Origin of the sequence: Sediminibacterium sp. TEGAF015, assembly GCF_025997995.1 — a bacterium.
Lineage (GTDB): Bacteria > Bacteroidota > Bacteroidia > Chitinophagales > Chitinophagaceae > Sediminibacterium.
Genome location: NZ_AP026683.1, coordinates 2,498,022 through 2,520,541 on the forward strand (window position 1 = coordinate 2,498,022; position 22,520 = coordinate 2,520,541).

Here is a 22,520-nt window from a genome sequence, read left to right on the forward strand (position 1 = left end):
GCTACACTTGGTATTGCTACCATTTCATTAATGCACTGGCCCAGGTGAATCCACTACCAAAAGCCGCTAAACATACCAGGTCTCCTTCTTTAATCATTCCTTTTTCCCAAGCTTCACAAAGGGCAATAGGAATGGATGCTGCCGTTGTGTTTCCATAGTTCATGATATTGTTATATACCTGATGATCTTGCAGTTTTAATTTCTGCTGAACAAACTGGCTGATTCTAAGATTTGCCTGGTGTGGAATCAACATATCAATATCGGTAGATTGGTAGCCATTTTTCTCTAGCGCTTCCATAATAACTTCCGGAAACTTCACAACAGCTTTTTTAAATACAGCTGGTCCGTCCATATAGGGAAAGTTCTGTGCATTGTCAATCATCTGGTGACTCATGAACATCTGTGAAATTTCTGCCTCATCAAAATCTGCATAGTTTTTAGCACCCCAGTGATTCGCATGAGACCCTGGATTGTACATGGCTAAAATTTCAGCAGACTCTCCGTCGCTATGTAAGTGGGTACTTAAAATACCCTGACCTTCTTTTTCTGTAGGCTGCAATACAACTGCCCCTGCGCCATCTCCAAAAATCACTGATACATTTCTGCCTCTGGTGGAAAAATCCAATCCGAAAGAGTGTTTTTCACTTCCAATCACCAGAATATTTTTATACATCCCTGTTTTAATAAACTGATCGGCAACGCTCAGGGCATACACAAATCCACTGCACTGATTTCTTACGTCCAATGCACCAATCTCTTTCATCTGCATGGCTCTTTGCACCAGTACACCGCATCCGGGAAAATAATAATCGGGAGACAAAGTTGCAAAAACAATAAAGTCAATATCCTGGGGGGTAATACCAGCCCTTTCAATGGCTATTTTTGCCGCTTCCACTCCCATAGTAGTGGTGGTTTCTTGGGTTCTATGTGCGTAACGACGTTCTTTTATCCCGGTTCTTTCCTGGATCCATTCGTCGTTGGTTTCCATATATTTGGTCAGATCATTATTCGTATAAACATTCGATGGAACGTACATGCCTATTCCGGCAATTTTACTCAATGGCATAGCAAACAGTTTAAAATTAAAGGTAAGGATTCTTTACCGTCGGGCTGTGAAGGATCAGTTAATGCTTGGTTGTATAGATAACTGCAGTATGTTTTTTAAGAATTCAGCCGTTTCTTTTTCAACGGAAATAATATCTTTTGATTGAATAGGAGAAGCAATAACATGATTACCAGTGTTTGGCACTGGAATCATTTTTTTATTTTTTTCTTCTGTACCTACTTCTGCAAACATTTTCTTCATTGCATCCACGCTTACCACAGGATCCTGCTCTTGTTCATCTTTATAATAATACAAGACCAGTAAAGGTTGCTTCACTTTTGCAAAATTTTCCTTTGTCATGGTGGTTTCTAACAATTCTTCTAATTGCACAGTGGCTTCCAGTCTATATTTGGTATTCCAGTATTGCTGATACAAGGGATGTTCTTTCTGCACGCCCATATAGTTAGAGCCTTTTACCATACGCGCAATTTGTAATCCCCATGGATTATTCAATAACCATGCATTGGGATCTTTAATAGCAATATTGGGCGAGTAAAATACCAGCCCTGCAATTTCAGGATAGATTGCTGCTAACTGCAGTGCTAATGTACCACCAGTAGAAGTGCCCATTAGTATTACCTTTTCGCCAATTTGTTTACCAATGGCATAAGCTTCTTTGGCAGATTCAAACAAGGATGCTGCAGTCATATTGATGAGTGCATCGGTAGTATCAATACCATGTTCTGATAAACGCGCTAAATACAAGTTGCATCCAAACTGTTTGGCAATTTGCTGATGCACCGGGTTGCCTTCTTCCTGACTGGCACTGAATCCATGCAGGTATACAATTGCATAGGGTGTTTTTTGTTTCACGCTATCATTTGCCCACACAATTCTAGCTTCATTGTTGGGTCGAACCTTGTGTTTCTGTTCATTTGATTGGATATACGCCTCCAGTGCCGCAGGCTCTCCGGGAATATTCGGGAGGGTTGTATTGTAAACAGGGGTTTCCGGATTGGGACCAAGCAGATATACAATACCTGCCACTGCAATGAATCCTATCAACCATTTGATGATACGCATACAATTGAATTAACAGGCCAATTTAGGGTTTATTATGTATTACAAGGGGAATCCTTAACAGAATAATGACCCATATTTACTTGCATCCCCCGCGTTAAAGCCGTACCTTTGCCGCCTAAATAAACAGTATCAAATACGTAACTTACTGATACTGAGATAAATACACAATAATGGAAATAAGAAACATTGCCATCATCGCGCACGTAGACCATGGCAAAACCACTTTAGTAGACCGAATTTTGGGTGCAACTAAAGTTTTCAGAGACAACCAGGATGCTGGTGAGTTAATCATGGATAGCAACGATTTAGAAAGAGAACGTGGTATCACGATCTTCAGTAAAAACGCTGCCGTTACTTACAAAGACTATAAAATTAATGTGATTGATACACCCGGGCACAGTGATTTTGGCGGGGAAGTAGAACGCGTATTGAAAATGGCCGATGGGGTAATTTTATTGGTGGATGCTTTTGAAGGCCCCATGCCTCAAACGCGATTCGTATTGCAGAAAGCATTACAGTTGAACCTACATCCCATTGTAGTAATCAACAAAGTAGATAAGCCGAACTGTCGTCCGGATGAAGTTCATGATGCCGTTTTTGAATTATTCTTTAACCTGGATGCAACAGAAGAGCAATTGAATTTCCCAACTTTCTACGGAAGTGGTAAGAATGGCTGGTTCAATGATAGCTTAACACCAACAGAAGATATCCTTCCTTTAATGGATGGTATCATTAAATATGTACCGGCACCTAAAGTGAGCGAAGGTACCCTTCAGTTGCAAATTACTTCATTAGACTATTCTTCTTTCTTAGGTAGAATTGCCATTGGTAAAGTAACCAGAGGTTCTATTAAAGAAGGTCAGCAAATTGCATTGGTGCAGGGAGCAGATGGTACCGTGAAGAAAATGCGTGTAAAGGAATTGTACGTATTTGAAGGAATGGGCAAGCGCAAAGTAGCTGAAGTACGTTCAGGAGATCTTTGTGCGGTTGTAGGATTGGAAGAATTCAATATTGGAGATACCATTGCTGATGTAGAGAATCCGGAAGGATTACCCATTATCAGTGTGGATGAACCTACCATGAGCATGACTTTCAGCATTAACAACTCACCTTTCTTTGGTAGAGATGGTAAGTTTGTTACATCCCGTCACTTACGTGATCGTCTGATGAAGGAAACTGAAAAGAACCTTGCATTAAGAGTAGAAGATACAGACAGCGCCGATAGTTTCCTGGTATACGGAAGAGGTATTCTGCATTTGGGCGTATTGGTAGAAACCATGCGTAGAGAAGGATATGAATTAACTGTAGGTAATCCTCAGGTATTGGTGAAAACCATTGATGGTAAGAAGCATGAGCCTTATGAAAACCTGGTGGTAGATGTACCTTCTGAATTCAGCGGTAAAGTAATTGATTTGGTTACACAGCGCAAGGGTGAAATGCAGGTAATGGAATCCAAAGGAGAAATGCAACACTTAGAGTTTGAAATTCCTTCGAGAGGTTTGATTGGTTTGCGTTCTCAGATGTTAACCGGTACCGCAGGTGAAGCTGTTATGGCGCATCGTTTCATTGATTACAAACCATGGAAAGGACCTATTCCCGGAAGAAACAACGGTGTATTGATTGCGAAGTTTCAAGGAGTAACTACAGCCTATTCAATTGATAAATTACAGGATCGCGGATCATTCTTTGTAGATCCGGGAGATGAAGTGTATGTAGGCCAAATTATTGCTGAACATATTAAGCCAGGTGACTTAAATGTGAATGCAGTGGAAATGAAAAAACTGACCAACCACCGTGCAAGCGGAAGTGATGATGCAGTAAGAATTGTTCCAAAGCTTCAGTTTACATTGGAAGAGTGCATGGAATACATTCAGCAAGATGAGTGTATTGAAGTAACGCCTAAGAATATTCGTATGCGTAAAACCATTTTGGATGAGAACGAACGTTCTAAAGTTTCTAAAAGCATGAAATCTGAAGCAGTAGGATAATTTCCAAATACTTTTACATATTAAAAGAGCCTCCCATTGGGAGGCTCTTTTGTTTGCTATATTAAATGAAAAGTAAGAGGAAGAAGTTTTATGATTTCATAAATTCAAACTATTGTGCAATTGCATAAATCACCCTAATTTTTGTAGTGATTGCATTTTATCGAATTTAGAAGTTAATATTGGAGCTAATAAAAAATTATATTTTAACCTTAGCAAGAAAAAAAATGAAGTCTAAATTTTTATCATTAATCTTTATAGTTATTCCGGTTGTTTTTATTTCATGTAAAAAAGATATAAGTAATCTTCAATTTGAAGAAGATCCCTCAGTCATACTTATTAAAAATTCCGCTTTTCCAAGTGGAATACTTAGCTTTAAAAGCCAACAAGATTTAAACAAATTTTATTCAGAAATACAAGAGGATAAATTGAAGTTGATGAAGATTCCTAGCGAATTTATTAGCCTTTCAAAAAAACATGAAAAACTCTTATCTTCAGAATCAAATAACATAATAAAAAATACTTCAACAAGTAGCAGCTCGGACAATGTTGATGTTCAGGAATTCCTTATTGATATGGAAACCTACTTAACTCAAGATCCGACAGTTGCCAATATAGTAAATTCTAATTTAGAAGTATTAGTAAATGGCGATTTATTTAAACTTACAAGAATTGGTGTAATTCAGGTTGAGTCGGAGTATATTAATAATTTTAGAGAAATTTACCCTGCATTTGAATCAGAGATTTTATATAACCCTAACTTCAACAGTTTTCCTAATGAAACATTTTATGGCAGTAATATTTATCAAGTAAGTGATGGGATCACTAGAATTGAGACAAATATTGATCCATTTGACTTATCAAATCCTATTTTAAATACACCTGGATCTAGTGGCGGAACAATTCCATGTTCTATTATCTTTCCGAGTAACTATCAATATGAAACATATCAAACTGGCAATGATTTCAACTCAGCATATTTCAATAACTTCGATCAAAATCGTAGATTTAAGTTTGAAACATTCAGTACAAATTTCTTAGGTTTGGGAATCTTAAGAACTATTGGAATTAGGGGAAAAGTCCAGAGGAAAAGATCGTTTTTAGGAATACCTTATTGGGCAGAGAGTTATGCTGATGAAATTGTACTTGGAATTGAAAATATGGACTTGCATACTGACTATGTTATACCATCACCTTATAACTTTACAACATTACCTCAGCCCGAATTTAATAATATTATAAATTTAAAGATTGGGAATCACATCCTTGAGGCGATGGATTTAAAGCTCAATTTAAACTTTCCATTTGGGCAAAACATAAATAATTCACAAGCTAGTAGTTTTTTAAATGGCCAGCTAAACTCACTTATTAATAATCAGTTTAATGACTTATTTAAACCATTTCTTAATTCACTTATTGATAATATAGATCCAACATTTTCATCAAGATATGAGAAATACGCTAAACAACTATCGTCAATTAAAGATAATAATAAATTACGTGTTACTGTTGCAAATGCATATAAGGAACAAGGGTATAGTAATGTTAATGTTTGGCGTTTTGATTGGAATATAGGTACACCATGGGGCAGTGGCACTACATATAGTTATGAGATGAAGTCAGGCAGTTTTACAGGAAGAGCAAGAATTGGATGCAACTGGTATGGAATTCGGATAATAAAATTATAATTCATGCGTGTTTATATTCTTTCTTTTTTATTTATTTGCTTAAATATAAACGGCGTTAGTCAAGAATTAGATACTACATCTAATAAAATTGGCATATTTCGTGTTGCGGCAAGTATACCGATTCCTATTGTTAATCTTCAATATGAAATTCCATTAAAAAAGACAGTAACCTTGTTAATAAAATCAGGTTTAAATTTCACCTTGGCTTCAAGTGCCGCATTAAATAGGGATAAAATTAGATCACAAGTAAGTTGGATTTCTTCAATAGAATCAAGATATTATTATTCTTTGAATAGACGTATTAGGAATGGCAAATCAATTAAAAATTATTCGGCTGGCTATATAGGTATAGAACCATACTTTCGCTCTAACAGTATTGCCTCAATTAATGAGCCTAAACAAATTAATAATGGCAGTTATGGGACTTTTATTAATCTAGGATTTCAAAATCAATCTGAAAAGAATATTTATACAGCTTTTTTTATTGGTGTTGCGCCTTTTGCATTTCGTTTAGGTGAAATGAATACCACTACTGGAAAGTTGGATCGAATTTGGCTTAACTTTTCTATTGGATATGTATTTTAAAGAAATGGTTATGAGTGTTTATTATTTAATAATAATTATAATAGGATCTGGAACTCTGTATTCAAAAGGTAGACAATTACAAAAATCAATTAAAAGTAAAAACACGAATCAAATATCCATTGATTTTTTTTCCTTGTCCTTACATTGGCAATCATTGCTCTTCTAATCTATTTAAAAAAAATTCTTTCCTAGGATAATGATAAATGAAGAGCCTCCCATTGGGAGGCTCTTTTGTTTGTTACATTTCAGTTTTTAATTAAGACTTGCTGACTACAGCGTTTTCAATAACGATGGTTTCAAAGCTTACGTTATACTGTTCAGACTTCTTTGCTTTAACATCTTCAATTACAAAAGACAATTTGTTTGACTCATCTTTTGGAAACTTAAATGTCTTGTTGAAGTCTTTGTCGGAATAACTTCCTCTGAATACCAATTCATTGTTGGCATCTGTAATAATCAGGGTAAAGTTCGCACCCGTTGGGTTGCTGTATTTTACCTGAATAGTGTGTAGTTGATTCTTATCAATACCACTGTACTTTACTTCTGCATGGCTTTTAACAGATATATCATAAGCTCTTACAGGAGATACAGATGCATTGGCAGATAAAAACATCAAGGAAGACACCACAGATCCAAAAACGATTCTCTTGATACTGGTAACGATTGTTTGCTTTTTCATACTTTTCAAATTTTACTGTGAGTAATAAATTTTTCTCAATTGGCAACAGCAAACGAAAAAGCTTAGTGTACACTATACACATTAATACCCCATTGGACAAAAGGTAACCCAGTCAAAAGGGATTTTGAATCTAAGTATTTGAAAATTAAGCAATTAAATTTTTAAATCGGCTTGTTTAAGGTCTCCCAAAGCAGGTCTTTCAGTTCGGTTAGTCCCTTGTTGGTAACCGATGAAATGAAAACGTGTGGAATATCAGCCGGTAATTCCTTGCTAATGGCTTCTTTTAATTCATCGTCCAGCATATCGCTTTTACTAATGGCAATGATGAAATCTTTCTGCAACATTTCTTCATTGTAGTTCTTTAGTTCCTGACGAAGAATTTCGAATTCTTTGCGATGGTCATTGCTGTCGGCAGGAATCAGGAATAATAAAGCGGAATTGCGTTCAATATGTCTGAGGAAACGATGTCCCAATCCTTTACCTTCTGCTGCTCCTTCAATAATACCCGGTAAGTCTGCAATACAAAATGATTTTGAATCACGATAAGCAACCATGCCTAACTGAGGCGTTAAGGTAGTAAATGCGTAATTGGCAATTTTAGGTTTGGCTGCAGTAATCACTGATAGCAATGTGGATTTTCCTGCATTCGGAAATCCCACCAAACCCACGTCTGCCAATACTTTCAGCTCAATATTTTTCCATCCTTCAATACCGGGTTCTCCGGGTTGTGCATGGTCGGGTGCCTGATTGGTTGGAGTGGCAAAATTGCTATTGCCCAATCCGCCTCTTCCTCCGCGCATCCAGATATATTCTTGTCCGTCCTCTAAAATTTCTGCTTCAATCTTGCCGGTTTCTTCATCACGGGCAACTGTACCCAGTGGTACTTCTATGATAATGTCTTTTCCGTCTCTGCCGGTACAATTGTCTTTACTACCGTTCTCACCGTTTTCGGCCAATACATTCTTGAAATAACGCAAATGCAACAATGTCCAGAGATTGCGGTTCCCTTTTAAAATAATATGTCCGCCTCTGCCGCCATCGCCACCGTCCGGGCCGCCCATGGCAGTTAGTTTGTTGCGCATAAAATGCCTTACGCCTGCACCACCGTGACCACTGCGCGCAAAAATTCTGATATAGTCTATAAAGTTATTCCGTTCCGACACTTGTATAATTTAAGTGCAAAGATACAACATTGAAATTTGGTCTATTTTTTCATTGCATTCCAAGTGCTGTAAAGGGTTTCCTGTTGGGGACGATTGGCAGGAATTTCTCTTAGGGGTTCACAAGGTTCCCAGTATTCCTGCATTTCTTTAGGAAGCTGTTGATACAATGCAGTGCCTTTTGTTTTCCAGGCAATCATTTCATCTGAAACGGTCTTGATAATTTTGGCAGGGTTGCCTGCAATTAAAGAACGGGAGATAAAATGCTCATCTGCCTTAATAAAACTCATAGCACCAACAATGCATTCATCCTCTAGAACTACATTGTCCATTATGACTGAGTTCATTCCCACAAGACAATTACGGCCAATGGTAGCTCCATGAATCACTGCACCATGACCAATATGTGCATTTTCTTTTAATAATACGGTGGTACCCGGAAACATATGCAGGGTGCAGTTTTCTTGTACATTGCAGCCGTCTTCAATAATGATGGCGCCCCAGTCACCCCTGATCGCGGCTCCGGGTCCTATATACACATTCTTTCCAATAATTACATTGCCTGTAACAGCAGCCTGGGGATGCACAAAGGAACTTTCATGTACAACCGGTATAAATCCCTTAAAAGAATAAATCATAAAGATGCTTTTACAACATGCTTACCTGTTCTGAAACAATTTCCCTTAAAGTAAGACACCAACTCGTTGTGCTGATTTGTAATTGTAATTTGATATAACCCGGTCGATCTTCCATTGTGTAATTCTTTGGCTTCAGCAATCAATGTATCTCCTACATGTACTGGTTTCAGAAAATTAATGGAAGTGTCCAATGCCACCGATAAATTATTTCTATTGTTGCAGGCAAAGGCAAATGCACTGTCGGAAAAAGCAAAGGCAATTCCACCATGAACAATGCCCAATCCATTCATCATTTCGGGTCTTACCTGCATTTTAATTTTACTGTATCCTTCCTGTATCTCTAATACTTCTATGCCTAACCATTGTGAAAACAAATCTGCTTTCATCATTTCTTCTACAATATGTTGTGGTGTCATGACTTACGTTTTATCAATTTATTGGCCTTTGTATTGGGGAGCTCGTTTGGCTAAAAAAGCATCAACGCCTTCTTTGAAATCGGCTGTTGCTGCTGCTTTTTGCTGCAACTCGTCTTCCAAAGCCAGTTGTGATTGTATAGTATTGGTAGCACTTGCATTTAATGCCAGTTTAATATAGCCCAATGCTTTGGTGGGCATAGTTGCCAGTTGAAGCGCCAGTTTTTTACTTTCGGTTTCAAAAACCTCATCTTCAAAAATCTTATACAACATGCCCATTTGCAAAGCTTCTGTTGCTGATACTTTATCACCCAGCATCATTAAGGCACTCGCTCTTTGAAACCCAATCAATCGGGGCAATGTGAATGTGCCACCACTATCCGGAATCAATCCGATTTTAGAAAATGCTTGAATAAACGATGCGCTTGATTTGCTTACAACGATATCACAGGCAAATGCAATATTGGCGCCTGCTCCAGCTGCAACACCGTTCACAGCAGCTACTACCGGCTTTTGCATTTCTCTTAGTCTTAGTACAATCGGATTATAATGTTCGCTTAAAATTCTTTGCATGCCCGGTCCTTCAGGATCCACTACTTCTGCCAAATCTTGTCCTGCACAAAAACCTTTGCCGGCACCAGTAAGATAAATTGCTCTGATATTTTCATCGCTGGCACATTGGTCTATTATAGCCTGCAACTGCAATGCCATGGCCCTGTTGAAAGAATTTAATTTGTCTGGTCGATTCATCGTTATGAAAGCGACTCCTGACTCAACGCTGAACAATATTGCATCCATATAAAAATTTTAATGGCATTTAAAATAATCAAAAGGTTCTTTACACTCTTCGCATTTAAACAAGGCTTTACAAGCCGTGCTTCCAAATTGTGAAATCAAAACGGTATGGGTAGATTGACATTGCGGACAAGGAACAACCAATTCTTCCAGATAAGCAGCGTCTATACTTTTCCCTATTGGCGGAGCAATGCCGTAGGCTTTTAATTGCTGCTTCCCTTTTTCGGTCATCCAGTCTGTGGTCCAGGCCGGAGATAAAATAGTTTTGATAGTCGGTTCATATCCTGCTGCCATCAAAGCCATTCTAATTTGCATGGCAATCATGTCCATGGCAGGGCACCCTGTGTATGTAGGTGTAATCGTTACGGTTATCTGCTGACCATCTTTTGCAACAGCTCTGATCACCCCTAAATCTACCACAGACAATACAGGTACTTCCGGATCCATTACGGTTTCCAAAATTGACCAGATGGCTGCATTCGTATCTGCAATTGTATTTACCATTCGCTGTTGGGATAAGCTCTTTGTAAGTATTGCATTTCTGCCAGAATATATCCTAAGTGTTCTGTGTGCATGCCAGTGGCACCGCCTTTTTGTATAAATGTTTTGGCCGGAATCTCCAGATCTGCTTCTTCAAAAATAGCTGCCACTTTTTTGTTCCAAGTGGTTTCAATAGCAGCATAGTTTAAGCAAGCATCCCTTGCATAATCGGGTTGAATAAACAACTCGCCTGTGTAGGCCCAAATGGTATCAATGGCCTGCTGCATACGTCGCTTGCTTTCTTCTGTGCCATCTCCCAGACGTAATACCCAGTCTTGACTCCACTTTACATGATAGTTGATTTCCTTAATGGATTTTTCTGCAATAGCAGCAACCTGTGGATCTTCATGTTTCAATAACTGTGTGAACAATTCCAGTTGAAACAGACTCAGCAAAAACAGACGCAATGTTGTTTGTGCCCAGTCACCGTTGGTTATTTCCGTAATCAACAAATTTTTAAACTCCACTACATCTCTTAAATAAGCAAGGCTGTCTTCGGTTACGGGCAAACTAATATCCTTTCCGGTTTGCGTGAGTTCTATTTTGTCTGTTTGCTGGTTAATCAGTTCAGCAGTATGTTGGTATAGATTTCTGGCTTGTCCTATATAGTCCAACGCAATATTGGTTATAGCGATATCTTGTTCTAAAATGGGTCCGTGCCCACACCATTCACTATTACGGTGTCCAATAATTAAAGCATTATCTGCTAGATGAAGCAAAAAATCAATTTCGTTTTTTGTAGTCGTCATTACATGTATTTTACTTCATCAGGTAAATCGTAAAATGTAGGATGTCTGTAGGCTTTGTCATTGGCCGGATCAAACAAAGCTTCTGCCTCATCCGGATTGCTGGCATGAATATGCTTGCTCTCCACAACCCAGATGCTTACCCCTTCCATTCTTCGGGTGTATACATCTCTTGCATTCTCAATGGCCATGGCAGCGTCGGCTGCATGTAAGCTTCCTACATGTTTATGATCTAATCCTTGTTTACTGCGGATGAATACTTCCCACAAAGGCCATTCAGCTTTATTGGTTTGTTGGGTAGAAATATCAGCGGCTCCGTTTTTGCTTTCGCCGTAATCGCCGTAATAAAGTTTATGTATTTGAAAGCTCATATTCTTTGATTTGTGGTTTTAAAAACACGCTACTTATTTATCAAGTTCATACTGATTTATTAAGTGTATACTTACGTGAATGCTAAATGCTTATGCCGCTGCTTGTTTTTGTTTGGCTTTTTTATTGGCATAGGCCAAAGCCGCATCTCTTACCCACGCACCTTCTTCCCAAGCTTTTTTACGGGCATCCAGTCTTTCCTTATTGCAGGGACCATTGCCTTGCACTACTTGCCAGAATTCATCCCAATTGATTTCACCAAAATCATAGTGTCCTCGTTCTTCATTCCATTTTAAATCTTTATCTGGTAAGGTAAAGCCCAGTACTTTTACTTGCTCTGCACAAACGTCCACGAACTTTTGTCTGAGTTCATCGTTGCTGAATCGTTTGATTTTCCATTTCATGCTTTGAATGGTATTAGGACTTTCATCGTCCTTGGGTCCGAACATCATCAGACTTGGCCACCACCAGCGGTTGATGGCATCTTGCGCCATTCTTCTCTGAGCTTCTGTTCCTTTACTTAATACATAGAGGATTTCAAAACCCTGACGCTGGTGAAAACTTTCTTCTTTACAAACCCGAACCATAGCACGTGCATAAGGACCAAAACTAGTTCTGCAAAGTGGCACCTGATTCATAATTGCTGCACCGTCTACCAGCCAGCCAATTACACCCATATCCGCCCAGCTTAAAGTAGGGTAGTTAAATATGGAAGAATATTTGGCTTTGCCGGTATGCAATTGTTCATACATCTGATCTCTTGTAATGCCAAGGGTTTCAGCCGCACTATATAAATACAAACCATGCCCTGCTTCGTCCTGCACTTTTGCGAGTAGGATAGCTTTTCTTCTTAAAGATGGGGCACGCGTTATCCAGTTACCCTCTGGTAACATACCAATGATTTCGCTATGCGCATGCTGACTGATTTGTCTGATCAAGGTCTGACGATACTTCTCAGGCATCCAGTCTTTTGGCTCAATTCTTATTTCACGATCAATCTTGTCCTGAAAGATTTTTTCAAAGTCTTGTTCCATAATTATCTATTTAACATCAAAGTCAATGAATACATTTTCTGTTCTCGGGTGAGACTGACAGGTTAAAATAAACCCATGTTCTATTTCTTCCTGCTCTAATCCATAATTTACGTCCATGTCAACTTCGCCTTCAATTAGTTTTGCTTTGCAAGTACAGCAAACGCCGCCTTTGCAGGCATAGGGTAGATCGGCTCCGTTTTTTAATGCGGCATCTAAAATGCTTTCTCCTTCAAAACTAAGATCAAAGGCGAAAGTGATGCCATCCTGTTTAACAGTAATATGGCTTTTTACCTCTTTGCTGCTATTTGTTGCATCAGTTGTTTTCTTCTTTGCCTTTGCACCTGTAGTAAACAGTTCAAAATGAATTTTCTTAGTATCAACACCGGTCTCTTCCAGTGCTTGTTTAACACCGAAAATCATTTCTTCTGGTCCGCATAAATAATAGGCGGCTATTTTTTCAGGTTGTAGCAATGTATTACAAAGCTGTTGACATTTTTCAGCATCGATTCTTCCGAAATGAATAGGGGCATCGGTTTTTTCACGGGATAAAATGTACACAATACTGAAACGGCCCATGAACTTATTTTTTAAAGCTTCTAGGGCCTCTTTAAAAATGATGCTATGTCGATTCCTGTTTCCATAAATTAGCGTAAAGCTGCTATCTGGCTCAGTTTGCAGTGTTGTTTTGATAATGGAAAGAATAGGAGTGATGCCACTTCCTGAAGCAAAGGCAACGTATTGATTTTTTGCAGCGGGATTCAGCGGTGTAAAAAACTTTCCCTGTGGCGGCATTACTTCCAATGCCATTCCCTTTTGTAAAGATTCATTGGCCCAGGTAGAAAACAAACCTCCGGTAACTTTTTTTATGGCTACTCTTAATTCATTGTCTAGAGGACTGCTGCAAATGGAATAAGACCTCCTGGCTTCCTCACCATTGATTACCTGTTTAAGCGTGATATATTGACCCTGTATAAAATTGAACTTTTCCTTAGAAGATTCCGGCACATCAAAAGCTACCGAAACACAGTCTGCTGTTTCTTGCTTTATTTCTTTAACGGTAAGTGTTTCAAACTTAGTCATTCTTTAATCCTCCTACCAAAATCGTAATCATGTTACTGGTTAGTGCCGCAGCATCTATTTTTTGTGTGGATCTATGCCAGCTTTCAATTCCACCAATGGCATGTAGAATTATCAAAACGGCTGTAGGTGCATCAATGGCTTTGATTTCCTTGTTTCTAATGCCTGCTTCTATAATAGCAGCAAAACGTTTGCGATACATTCTTCGCTGGTTCTGAAAATTAGAGAGATAAGGATCTGATAAATGTTTCCACTCTCTGTCGCTTACATATACTTCTTCGTAGTGATTAATCATTTCGTTGATATGGAAACGAACCAGCTCCTCCACTTTGGAAATAGAATTGGTTTTCTTAGACTCCACTTCATCCATATGATGCATGAAACGATTAGCAACCCCAAAACAGAGCTCATGCAATAATTCAGTCTTAGATTTGATATGATTGTACAAGCTGGCAGCTTCTACGCCTACTGCTTCTGCTAAGTCGCGCATACTGGCCGCTTTAAAGCCTTTTTCTCTGAATAAGGTGGCCGCTTTGCTAACAATTACTTCTTTGCGGCTGGTGTTTTTTTCAATTTTTATTCTTGCCATGCTGCGAAGATAATATACTAACACATGTTAGCAATCATTTGTCTAAAATTATTGCGAATCGTTAGTTTATTGGCTCTACTGCTTATTTAAGGTGATTAAGGGATAATCCATTAATTTCGCAGCCGTATCATAAATTATACTTATGTCTTTAGTTGTTGTAGGATCCATGGCTTTTGATGCTATTGAGACCCCTTTTGGTAAGAGTGATAAGATTATTGGAGGCGCTGGCACCTATATTGCCTGGTGTGCGTCCAATTATACACCCGTAAAACAGATTTCTGTGGTGGGTGGTGATTTCCCACAGGAAGAATTGGATAGCCTTACTGAAAGAAATGTAGACCTGGAAGGGGTTCAAATTAAAAAGGATGAAAAGACTTTTTTCTGGAGCGGCCGCTACCATATGGACATGAATACCCGCGACACGCTGGACACCCAGCTGAATGTTTTGGGAGACTTCCAGCCTGTTGTCCCAGATAGTTATCAGGATTGTGAGTTTTTGATGCTCGGCAATTTGGCTCCCTCCGTACAAAGAAGTGTGATAGAGCAGTTGAAAAACAGACCAAAGCTGATTGTAATGGATACCATGAATTTCTGGATGGAAATTGCCATGGACGACCTGAAACAAACATTGGCGATGGTAGACTTACTGATGGTAAATGATAGTGAAGCCCGTGAATTAAGTGGCGAGTATTCTTTGGTAAAAGCTGCGGCCAAAATCATGAAAATGGGCCCTAAATATTTAATTATTAAGAAAGGAGAGCACGGCGCGCTATTATTCCACGGCAATCAGGTATTTTTTGCACCGGCTCTACCATTGGAAGAGGTGTTTGATCCAACAGGCGCCGGAGATACATTTGCCGGAGGATTTATCGGGCATATTGCTAAAACCAAAGACATTTCATTCGAGAACATGAAAACAGCCATCATCGTTGGAAGTGCAATGGCTTCTTTCTGTGTAGAAAAATTCGGAACCCAGCGCTTGAGAGAAATCAATAAGGCAGATATTGATGCCAGACTGGATGAGTTTGTACAATTGGTAAATTTTGATATTGAGTTGGGAAATTAATCGAAAGATTGTAAATTCGTTTGAATGAGCACAATTAAAAACATAAAACGTAACAAAAAACCACGCTAAGCGGAAGGTGTTTGTATGTTTATGTATGAATCATATTAACGGGCCTTCCAAATTTGGAAGGCCTTTTTTATTTAACCAAAACCCCGAAAGGGAAGGAGAATCAACCAATGAAAGTAGCTGTTGTTGGCGCAACGGGTTTAGTAGGAACCAAAATGTTGCAGGTATTAGCAGAAAGAAATTTTCCGGTAACTGAAATTGTACCGGTGGCATCTGAAAGATCCGTAGGTAAGGAAGTGAGCTTTAAAGGGAAAAATTATACAGTAGTTAGTATGGCAGATGGTATTGCTGCAAAACCTGCAGTAGCTATTTTTTCTGCTGGAGGTGGTACTTCTTTAGAGTGGGCTCCTCAATATGCAGCTGCAGGTATTAAAGTAATTGATAACTCTTCTGCCTGGAGAATGGATCCCACAAAGAAGCTGGTTGTTCCTGAGGTAAATGCATCTGCCTTAACTGCTGAAGATTTTATCATTGCCAATCCCAATTGTTCTACCATTCAGATGGTGGTAGCTTTACAGCCACTCCATGAAAAATATGGCATCAGGCGTGTTGTGGTAAGTACCTATCAAAGTGTAACTGGTACTGGTAAAAAAGCGGTAGACCAATTGTTTAATGAGCGCAAAGGAGTGGAAGGTGAAATGGCTTATAAATACTCGATTGATTTAAATGTAATTCCACAGATTGATGTTTTTCTTGACAATGGATATACTAAGGAAGAAATGAAGATGGTGCTGGAGACCAAGAAAATCATGCAGGATGATTCTATTCGCGTAACAGCTACTACTGTTCGTATTCCAGTTATTGGAGGTCATAGCGAATCCGTAAATATTGAATTTGAAAATGAATTTGATGTTACTGAGGTAAAAGCGTTATTGGCTGCTGCTCCGGGGGTTATTGTTCAGGATGATTTGGCTAATCAGATTTATCCAATGCCTTTATGGGCACATGAAAAAGATGAGGTTTTTGTAGGTAGAATCCGAAGAGATGAAACCCAGGACAAGACCTTGAATATGTGGATTGTAAGTGACAACCTAAGAAAGGGAGCTGCTACCAATGCAGTACAAATTGCCGAATACATGTTGGCCAATGGCTTATTGTAATTTTTAAAGGATGAATCTATTTAGATTATTATGTTTATGCCTGCTGGTAGTATTTGTGGGTTGCGGACCCCGTTTGTTTACTTATCAAACAAGTGAATCAAGAAACACAACAAAAATTACTGGTGAACAGTTCTATCAGCAGGCCATGACAATGCAATGGAAGCAAAGGGATTCTCTTGCGCTTGAAGCTGTAGTGGCTGGAAATATCCCTTCATTTTTAAGAAAGGCAGAAGCAATTCATGTAAGTGTACTGGATTCTACAACTGGCAAAATAAATAAGGCAACCTTTTTTGTAATGCCAGATTACCTGAGTATTGGAACGGATGATAACTGGGCCAGAATTCCGCTTACACCCATCACTGCACAGATTATTGCAGATAGTTTCCATTGTTTTCTACCAACACGTAAAATGGTGTATGATATTCATGCGGCTGCCAAAGTAAAGCTGGCACCTGTGCCCATGTATATTTATCGCGACAGTTCAATAACCATGTGGCAACACCATTTAATAATTGAAGGTCAGCGAAAAGGTCAAAAGGGCTTAATCAGTGGCATCAAAAAAGATATTGTGATTTCCGATCTGCTTTCGCGCTCTCCAAAGCAGCATCGGGTGGCTATTTATGGCTGGCATCAGTTGAATGGAAAACCAATACAACCCTTGTATACAGGTCATGTAGACTGGTATGTAGACTACAGTCACGGTATCCGGCTGGTATCACGAAAAATAAAAGTAAATGGGAAATGGATGGATTATACTGAAGTGATGAATCATCCTGTTTTAAGAAAATTACTCTCTGATGAAGCTTTTTCAGATGTAGTTAGATATTGATTATTTTAGAGAAACTTTACACTCTATTATTTATGCGAGCATTCATCTATCTCTTAGGTTTCTTTTTTGTTATTAGTTGCCATAATCAATCGCAGAATGCTGTGGTAAAGACAGACACAGTGGTTATTAAGCCGGATACCATTTCAGAAAATCGCATGAATCCTTCCACTAAACCAGTAGCTTCCTATGCTGTTCCTGTAGACGATGGTGTGGGCAATGCCAATAACTGGAAATTTGCAGTAAATGTTTATGAGACTTCTAAAACTTTTGAATACAAAGTTCATATTCAATACAAAGAGATAAGGTCAACTGAAGTTATCCAAATTCCTGATTTTAATATCTTACCTGTAGTTTCTATAGAGAAAGGTAAAATTCCAATGTCTTGTATTATAGGATTCAATGATGCAAAGGGGAACTTCAAATCCTATATAGAAGTAAGCGTTTCCAACAATCAGTTGAAATTCAAAAAAATAAATAATTATAAAGTGCGTAAGTATAGCGCCCCAGTTAATTAATCTTCCATTGCCCTATTCAGAAACTGCAGTAAAGGTTTCATGGTTGCGAATGCGGTAATGATTTTTTTAATCAATCCCTCTTCCGTCAACTCTGCATCACTAATAGGTACAGAAACGATAAAATTTTTGAGTTTTATGTATTCAATAGCCGGATTGTCTTTTTCGTAGCCCTTAGGTTCTCTGATAAGCGACATTCCTTCTTCTCTGGATAAATTGCCAAATAGCTTTTTGAAACTTTTATTACTAAGAATGCCCTTAAATTCTTCCCAGTTATAATCTATTTCCTGTCTTACTTTCTTAATCTGATCAGGTTCTCCTCCATACAAACCACCTCCAATAAAGCTTTTGCCTCCTGGTTCACAGTGAAAATAATAGCCCGCCATCCAGGATTTTTTCCCCCCTTTTACAAAGTAGGCAGCCATATTGGTTTTGTAAGGATTCTTGTTTTTACTGAAACGTACATCGCGATTAATTCTGAAAATACAATCCTTATAAGTCAATAAAGAAAGTTCAGGGTCAAATGCATTTACTTTGGCCAATATGCCATTCACCAATTCTATGAAATCGTCTTTTGCCAGATCATAAGCAGATCTGTTTTCGTTGAACCATTCACGGCTATTGTTCTTTTTTAACTGGGTTAAAAATTGGAGTGTTTTTTTGTTCAGCATTATTGTCCTTTAATCAATTCAATGAATTCCTGTTCTGTAATAATTTTTATACTATTTATCTTTTTTGCTTTTTCAAGCTTACTGCCGGCATCTGTTCCAACTACCAGGTAGTTCAGTTTGCTGCTTACGCCGTTTAAAATTATTCCTCCTGCCGCTTCAACTTTTGCTTCTGCTTCTGATCTTTTCAGCTGCTCCAATGTGCCGGTAAATAAAAAACTTTGTCCTTGAAGCGTCCCGTCAGCACTTACTTCTTTTTTTATGTTCACCAATTGCAATCCAATATTCTCTAGTTCTTTTAGCATCTGAAGGTTCTGCTGGTTCGAAAAAAAATGTTGGATGCTTTTTGCAACTTTTGTTCCTACATCCTCCAATAACAATAGTTCCTCCTCCGATTTGGTAGCAAAATCCATCAGATGGTTTACTGCGTTGGCCAAAGTTTTGGCAGTTGTTTCTCCAATAAAACGAATTCCTAAAGCATAGATTAACCGATACAATGGTTGTTGTTTGCTGGTCTCTATGGCAGTCTGCAGGTTGTCAAGAGATTTTTTTCCAAAACCATCCAGTTGGGCAATGGAAAAATAATCCAGTTTATAAATTCCGGGAATATCTTTTAATAACCCAAGTTCATAGAACTTACGAACATTGGCTTCTCCCAGGCTTTTGATGTCCATGGCATCTTTGCTCACAAAGTGAATTATCTTTTCTACTACCTGAGCAGTACATTCAATATTAATGCATCTCCAAACGGCTTCACCTTCTTCTTTGAATAATTCACTGTAGCAAACAGGACATTTTTTAGGAAACTGAATAAAGCGCTCATGCCCCCTTCTTAGTTCTGGCAAACTTTTTACAATTTGTGGTATTACATCGCCTGCTCTTTCTATTAATACCTGATCGCCAATTCGTAGATCTTTTTGCAGAATATATTCTTCATTGTGTACAGAAATACTAGAGACAGTTACGCCACCCAGAAAGACAGGCTTTAGTTTGGCTACAGGGGTTATAGCGCCTGTTCGTCCTACCTGAAATTCTATATCTAATAGTTCAGTAGTTGCCTGTCTGGCTTTGAACTTGAATGCAATGGCCCATCTGGGGTGATGAGAGGTCATTCCCATTTTTTCCTGTAAAGCCAGTTCATTTACTTTAATAACCATCCCGTCAATTTCATAAGGAAGATTATCCCTAGTAGCTTCAAATGAAAGACAATAATCAATTACGCCTTCAATCCCTTTAATGATTCTTTTCTCTTTCTGCGGAGATCGAAAACCCATATCCCACAATAAGGAAAGACTACCCCCATGGGTTTCCAGGGATTTATCATGCTGATTATGTAAGTGCGTAACATAGCTGATATGGTATAAAAAAGCATCTAAATTTCTTTCAGCAACTTCTCTCGGATCTTTCATGCGCAAACTACCCGAAGCTGCATTTCTTGGATTGGCTAATGGGCTCAATCCTTTAGAAACCAGTTTTTGGTTGTATTGCTCAAAAGCATTTTTGCTCATGATTACTTCTCCCCTGATTTCAATTTGCTGAATACCTCTGGTAGAAAATGGCGCATAAAGAGGGATAGATTTAATCTGTTTGATATTATTAGTAATATCCTCTCCTGCAACACCATCTCCTCTGGTAACGGCACGAACCAATAAATCGTTTTCATAATAAAGGGAAATACTGGCTCCGTCAAATTTGGGTTCTATGCAATATTCGAGCAAATCGGTACCACTTAATTCCCTTGCCTTTCTATCGAAGTCTTGTAAGTCCTCTGCATTGTAACTATTGTCCAGGCTAAGCATTGGAACCAGGTGAGGCGTTGTTTCGAAGAACTGGTTTAAACTACTACCTACTCTTTGTGTTGGAGAGTCGGGACTAATCATATCAGGATTGGCTGCCTCCAGTTTTACCAGACATTGATAGAGTAAGTCATATTCATAGTCAGATAGTAAGGGGTCATTCAATACGTAGTAACGGTACTCATGAAATCGTAGCACTTGTTTTAAAAGAGCCAGATCATTGAATGTCACTGAATTATTCAGCTTTGATAAGATATCCTTCGATTGGTCCTGTAAAACTTTTGTCTGTTCTGCGGTGTACATATTGCGTCTTAAGCTGCAAAGATAGAAATTACCCAACAACCCTTAACTTTGTGTACTAACTACGCAATTGCCGGAGATTACTCCAAACGCTTGGCCATATGAAGAAAAATTCCGTTAAAGCGGTACATAGTTTAGTGGATACCTATCCCAAAGTACCGCTAACAGTGGACTGTGTCATTTTTGGTTTTGAAGAGAGTAAGCTGAAAGTCTTACTTATCAAAAGCGATTTATCCATTTACGAGGGTAAACTATCACTACTGGGAGATTTCGTTAAAAATAACGAAGACTTGGATGATGCGGCTTACAGAATCCTCAAAGAAAGGACAGGAATGACCAATGTTTTCTTAGACCAGGTAAAAGTATTTGGCAAGCCTGACAGACATCCTGGCGGCAGGGTTATTACGATTGCCTACTGCTCACTTCTAAATATTCAGCACCATGCTTTAAATATTCATGAAAATGAGTTGGATTGGTACGATTATGATTCGCTGGAAGACATGGCTTTTGATCATAAGCAGATTGTAGACGAGTGCCATAGCTGGTTACAAAAAAGAATTCAGGAACATCCTTTAGGATTTAATTTGTTGCCAGACAAGTTCTCTCTTCGTGAATTGCAAAATTTATATGAAGCTATTCTTGGCGTTTCATTAGATAGAAGAAATTTCCGTAAAAAATTCGCTTCAATGGATTTGCTAATTGATACCAATGAGATGGAACAGGATGTATCTCACAGACCCGGAAAACTATACCAGTTCAATTTTAATAAGTACGAGAAAAAGAAAAGAAAGTGGATAGGAATTGATTTTTAGCAAATCTGCTAATGTTCCTTTACTTTTACTTAAACAGTTTGGTATGTTATATTCAATGACTGGTTACGGCAGAGCAGAACAAGCTATCGGGGATAAGAATTTTTTAGTTGAGCTAAAATCTTTAAACGGAAAGCAATTTGATTTGCGGCTGAATATTCCTGCTTTGTTGAAACCCTATGAATTTGATGTAAGGAACTTATTGAATGAAGGGTTGCAAAGAGGTAGTGTTGAATGTAATATCACTATTAAACTAAATGGAGCCAACAAGCCTGTAACTATTAATACAGATTTGGCTAAAGCCTATTTTCAACCTGTAGCACAACTGGCGAACGAGCTGGGACTAGCAACGGGAGATATTCTCAGTACCATATTGAAACTGCCAGATGTAATTACTCCATCTACTGAAATGTTATCTGAGGCTGAATGGGCTCATTTTGAAAGCTTATTAAAAGAAGCGATTGCTCAACTAAATAATCATAGAAAGGAAGAGGGCAAATCTATAGAAGCCGATTTATTGGTAAGGTTAAAAAACATAGAAGAGCAGCAACAGTTGATTACCCAGCTAGAACCACTTCGCAGAACTAAAATAAAAGAGGGTTTAATGAAAGTGTTGGAAGAAAATGTGGGTAAAGAAAACTATGATCCTAATAGAATGGAGCAGGAATTAATATATTATATTGAAAAAATAGATATTAGTGAGGAACAGGTACGCCTGAATAATCACTGTACCTATTTTAGAACGGTAATGAATGAGCCGGGCCTTTCAAAGGGGAAAAAGTTATCTTTTATATTGCAGGAGTTTGGAAGAGAAATTAATACCACTGGCTCTAAGGCATACGATGCCACCATGCAAAAGGCTGTTATTTTAATGAAAGACGAGCTGGAGAAGGCAAAAGAGCAAATTTTGAATGTTTTATAGAAGCGTCACAGTCTGTATCTTTGATA

The 22,520-nt window shown here is 38.4% G+C and carries 24 protein-coding genes; 9 read left to right on the plus strand and 15 right to left on the minus strand.

What is annotated here, in order from left to right; genetic code table 11:
• Positions 1 to 16: 16 nt before the first annotated feature.
• Together TEGAF0_RS11180 and TEGAF0_RS11185 are read right to left on the minus strand one after the other, a co-directional pair.
• Positions 17 to 1,066, minus strand: a complete 1,050-nt coding sequence (locus TEGAF0_RS11180) for a 3-oxoacyl-ACP synthase III family protein (protein WP_264898289.1) — start codon at positions 1,064 to 1,066, stop codon at positions 17 to 19.
• A 54-nt stretch (positions 1,067 to 1,120) separates the two neighbouring features.
• Complete coding sequence (locus TEGAF0_RS11185) at positions 1,121 to 2,128, minus strand: alpha/beta hydrolase (protein ID WP_264898292.1); 1,008 nt, start codon at positions 2,126 to 2,128, stop codon at positions 1,121 to 1,123.
• Positions 2,129 to 2,298: 170 nt separating this feature from the next.
• On the opposite strand from TEGAF0_RS11185, the gene typA reads away from it, so the two are divergent.
• The 3 genes from typA (at position 2,299) to TEGAF0_RS11200 (ending at position 6,386) form a co-directional block, all read left to right on the plus strand.
• On the plus strand, positions 2,299 to 4,116 hold the full coding sequence (gene typA / locus TEGAF0_RS11190) for a translational GTPase TypA (RefSeq protein WP_264898294.1): 1,818 nt from the start codon (positions 2,299 to 2,301) through the stop codon (positions 4,114 to 4,116).
• Between the two features lie 224 nt (positions 4,117 to 4,340).
• Positions 4,341 to 5,801 (plus strand): hypothetical protein, encoded by a 1,461-nt coding sequence (locus TEGAF0_RS11195; protein ID WP_264898296.1) that lies wholly within the window; start codon positions 4,341 to 4,343, stop codon positions 5,799 to 5,801.
• Positions 5,802 to 5,804: 3 nt separating this feature from the next.
• Positions 5,805 to 6,386 carry a hypothetical protein gene (locus TEGAF0_RS11200; protein ID WP_264898297.1) on the plus strand — a complete coding sequence of 194 codons (582 nt, stop codon included), beginning with the start codon at positions 5,805 to 5,807 and terminating at the stop codon, positions 6,384 to 6,386.
• A gap of 256 nt (positions 6,387 to 6,642) precedes the next feature.
• Here the strand turns inward: TEGAF0_RS11200 and TEGAF0_RS11205 are convergent, their stop codons facing one another.
• The 11 genes from TEGAF0_RS11205 to TEGAF0_RS11255 form a co-directional block, all read right to left on the minus strand.
• Positions 6,643 to 7,065, minus strand: a complete 423-nt coding sequence (locus TEGAF0_RS11205) for a hypothetical protein (protein ID WP_264898299.1) — start codon at positions 7,063 to 7,065, stop codon at positions 6,643 to 6,645.
• Between the two features lie 161 nt (positions 7,066 to 7,226).
• Positions 7,227 to 8,228 (minus strand): GTPase ObgE, encoded by a 1,002-nt coding sequence (obgE, locus tag TEGAF0_RS11210; RefSeq protein WP_037351718.1) that lies wholly within the window; start codon positions 8,226 to 8,228, stop codon positions 7,227 to 7,229.
• 41 nt (positions 8,229 to 8,269) lie between these two features.
• Positions 8,270 to 8,863: an acyltransferase gene (locus TEGAF0_RS11215; protein ID WP_264898300.1), complete on the minus strand. Its 594-nt coding sequence runs from the start codon at positions 8,861 to 8,863 to the stop codon at positions 8,270 to 8,272.
• Entirely contained in the window at positions 8,860 to 9,279 is a 420-nt protein-coding gene (gene paaI, locus TEGAF0_RS11220; RefSeq protein WP_264898302.1) for a hydroxyphenylacetyl-CoA thioesterase PaaI, read from the minus strand. The genes TEGAF0_RS11215 and paaI overlap by 4 nt, the downstream gene beginning before the upstream one ends.
• 18 nt (positions 9,280 to 9,297) lie before the next feature.
• Complete coding sequence (locus TEGAF0_RS11225) at positions 9,298 to 10,074, minus strand: enoyl-CoA hydratase-related protein (protein ID WP_264898303.1); 777 nt, start codon at positions 10,072 to 10,074, stop codon at positions 9,298 to 9,300.
• A gap of 9 nt (positions 10,075 to 10,083) precedes the next feature.
• Complete coding sequence (gene paaD, locus TEGAF0_RS11230) at positions 10,084 to 10,575, minus strand: 1,2-phenylacetyl-CoA epoxidase subunit PaaD (protein ID WP_264898305.1); 492 nt, start codon at positions 10,573 to 10,575, stop codon at positions 10,084 to 10,086.
• Positions 10,569 to 11,360, minus strand: coding sequence for a 1,2-phenylacetyl-CoA epoxidase subunit PaaC (paaC, locus tag TEGAF0_RS11235; protein WP_264898306.1), 792 nt, complete (start codon positions 11,358 to 11,360; stop codon positions 10,569 to 10,571). The genes paaD and paaC overlap by 7 nt, the downstream gene beginning before the upstream one ends.
• A complete protein-coding gene (gene paaB, locus TEGAF0_RS11240; protein WP_346347626.1) occupies positions 11,360 to 11,728 on the minus strand; it encodes a 1,2-phenylacetyl-CoA epoxidase subunit PaaB in 369 nt (122 codons plus the stop codon). Before paaB ends, paaC begins: the two co-directional genes overlap by 1 nt.
• A gap of 90 nt (positions 11,729 to 11,818) precedes the next feature.
• The gene (gene paaA / locus TEGAF0_RS11245) at positions 11,819 to 12,760 is read right to left on the minus strand and encodes a 1,2-phenylacetyl-CoA epoxidase subunit PaaA (RefSeq protein ID WP_264898307.1); all 942 of its coding nucleotides are present in this window, start codon (positions 12,758 to 12,760) and stop codon (positions 11,819 to 11,821) included.
• Between the two features lie 6 nt (positions 12,761 to 12,766).
• Positions 12,767 to 13,840 carry a 1,2-phenylacetyl-CoA epoxidase subunit PaaE gene (gene paaE, locus TEGAF0_RS11250; protein ID WP_264898309.1) on the minus strand — a complete coding sequence of 358 codons (1,074 nt, stop codon included), beginning with the start codon at positions 13,838 to 13,840 and terminating at the stop codon, positions 12,767 to 12,769.
• Positions 13,833 to 14,426, minus strand: coding sequence for a TetR/AcrR family transcriptional regulator (locus tag TEGAF0_RS11255; RefSeq protein WP_264898311.1), 594 nt, complete (start codon positions 14,424 to 14,426; stop codon positions 13,833 to 13,835). The genes paaE and TEGAF0_RS11255 overlap by 8 nt, the downstream gene beginning before the upstream one ends.
• Before the next feature lie 142 nt (positions 14,427 to 14,568).
• Between TEGAF0_RS11255 and TEGAF0_RS11260 the strand changes: the two genes are divergently transcribed.
• The 4 genes from TEGAF0_RS11260 (at position 14,569) to TEGAF0_RS11275 (ending at position 18,002) form a co-directional block, all read left to right on the plus strand.
• Entirely contained in the window at positions 14,569 to 15,492 is a 924-nt protein-coding gene (locus TEGAF0_RS11260; RefSeq protein ID WP_264898313.1) for a PfkB family carbohydrate kinase, read from the plus strand.
• A 122-nt stretch (positions 15,493 to 15,614) separates the two neighbouring features.
• Positions 15,615 to 16,658 (plus strand): aspartate-semialdehyde dehydrogenase, encoded by a 1,044-nt coding sequence (locus TEGAF0_RS11265; protein ID WP_458574895.1) that lies wholly within the window; start codon positions 15,615 to 15,617, stop codon positions 16,656 to 16,658.
• 10 nt (positions 16,659 to 16,668) lie between these two features.
• Complete coding sequence (locus TEGAF0_RS11270) at positions 16,669 to 17,487, plus strand: hypothetical protein (protein WP_264898315.1); 819 nt, start codon at positions 16,669 to 16,671, stop codon at positions 17,485 to 17,487.
• Positions 17,488 to 17,519: 32 nt separating this feature from the next.
• Positions 17,520 to 18,002 (plus strand): hypothetical protein, encoded by a 483-nt coding sequence (locus TEGAF0_RS11275; RefSeq protein WP_264898317.1) that lies wholly within the window; start codon positions 17,520 to 17,522, stop codon positions 18,000 to 18,002.
• Here the strand turns inward: TEGAF0_RS11275 and TEGAF0_RS11280 are convergent.
• Both TEGAF0_RS11280 and ligA read right to left on the minus strand, forming a co-directional pair.
• Positions 17,999 to 18,670, minus strand: coding sequence for a DUF2461 domain-containing protein (locus TEGAF0_RS11280; RefSeq protein ID WP_264898318.1), 672 nt, complete (start codon positions 18,668 to 18,670; stop codon positions 17,999 to 18,001). The genes TEGAF0_RS11275 and TEGAF0_RS11280 overlap by 4 nt on opposite strands.
• The gene (gene ligA, locus TEGAF0_RS11285; RefSeq protein ID WP_264898320.1) at positions 18,670 to 20,766 is read right to left on the minus strand and encodes an NAD-dependent DNA ligase LigA; all 2,097 of its coding nucleotides are present in this window, start codon (positions 20,764 to 20,766) and stop codon (positions 18,670 to 18,672) included. The genes TEGAF0_RS11280 and ligA overlap by 1 nt, the downstream gene beginning before the upstream one ends.
• Before the next feature lie 98 nt (positions 20,767 to 20,864).
• On the opposite strand from ligA, the gene TEGAF0_RS11290 reads away from it, so the two are divergent.
• Complete coding sequence (locus TEGAF0_RS11290; RefSeq protein ID WP_264898322.1) at positions 20,865 to 21,575, plus strand: NUDIX hydrolase; 711 nt, start codon at positions 20,865 to 20,867, stop codon at positions 21,573 to 21,575.
• A gap of 43 nt (positions 21,576 to 21,618) precedes the next feature.
• Positions 21,619 to 22,494: a YicC/YloC family endoribonuclease gene (locus tag TEGAF0_RS11295; RefSeq protein ID WP_264898324.1), complete on the plus strand. Its 876-nt coding sequence runs from the start codon at positions 21,619 to 21,621 to the stop codon at positions 22,492 to 22,494.
• Positions 22,495 to 22,520 lie beyond the last annotated feature (26 nt).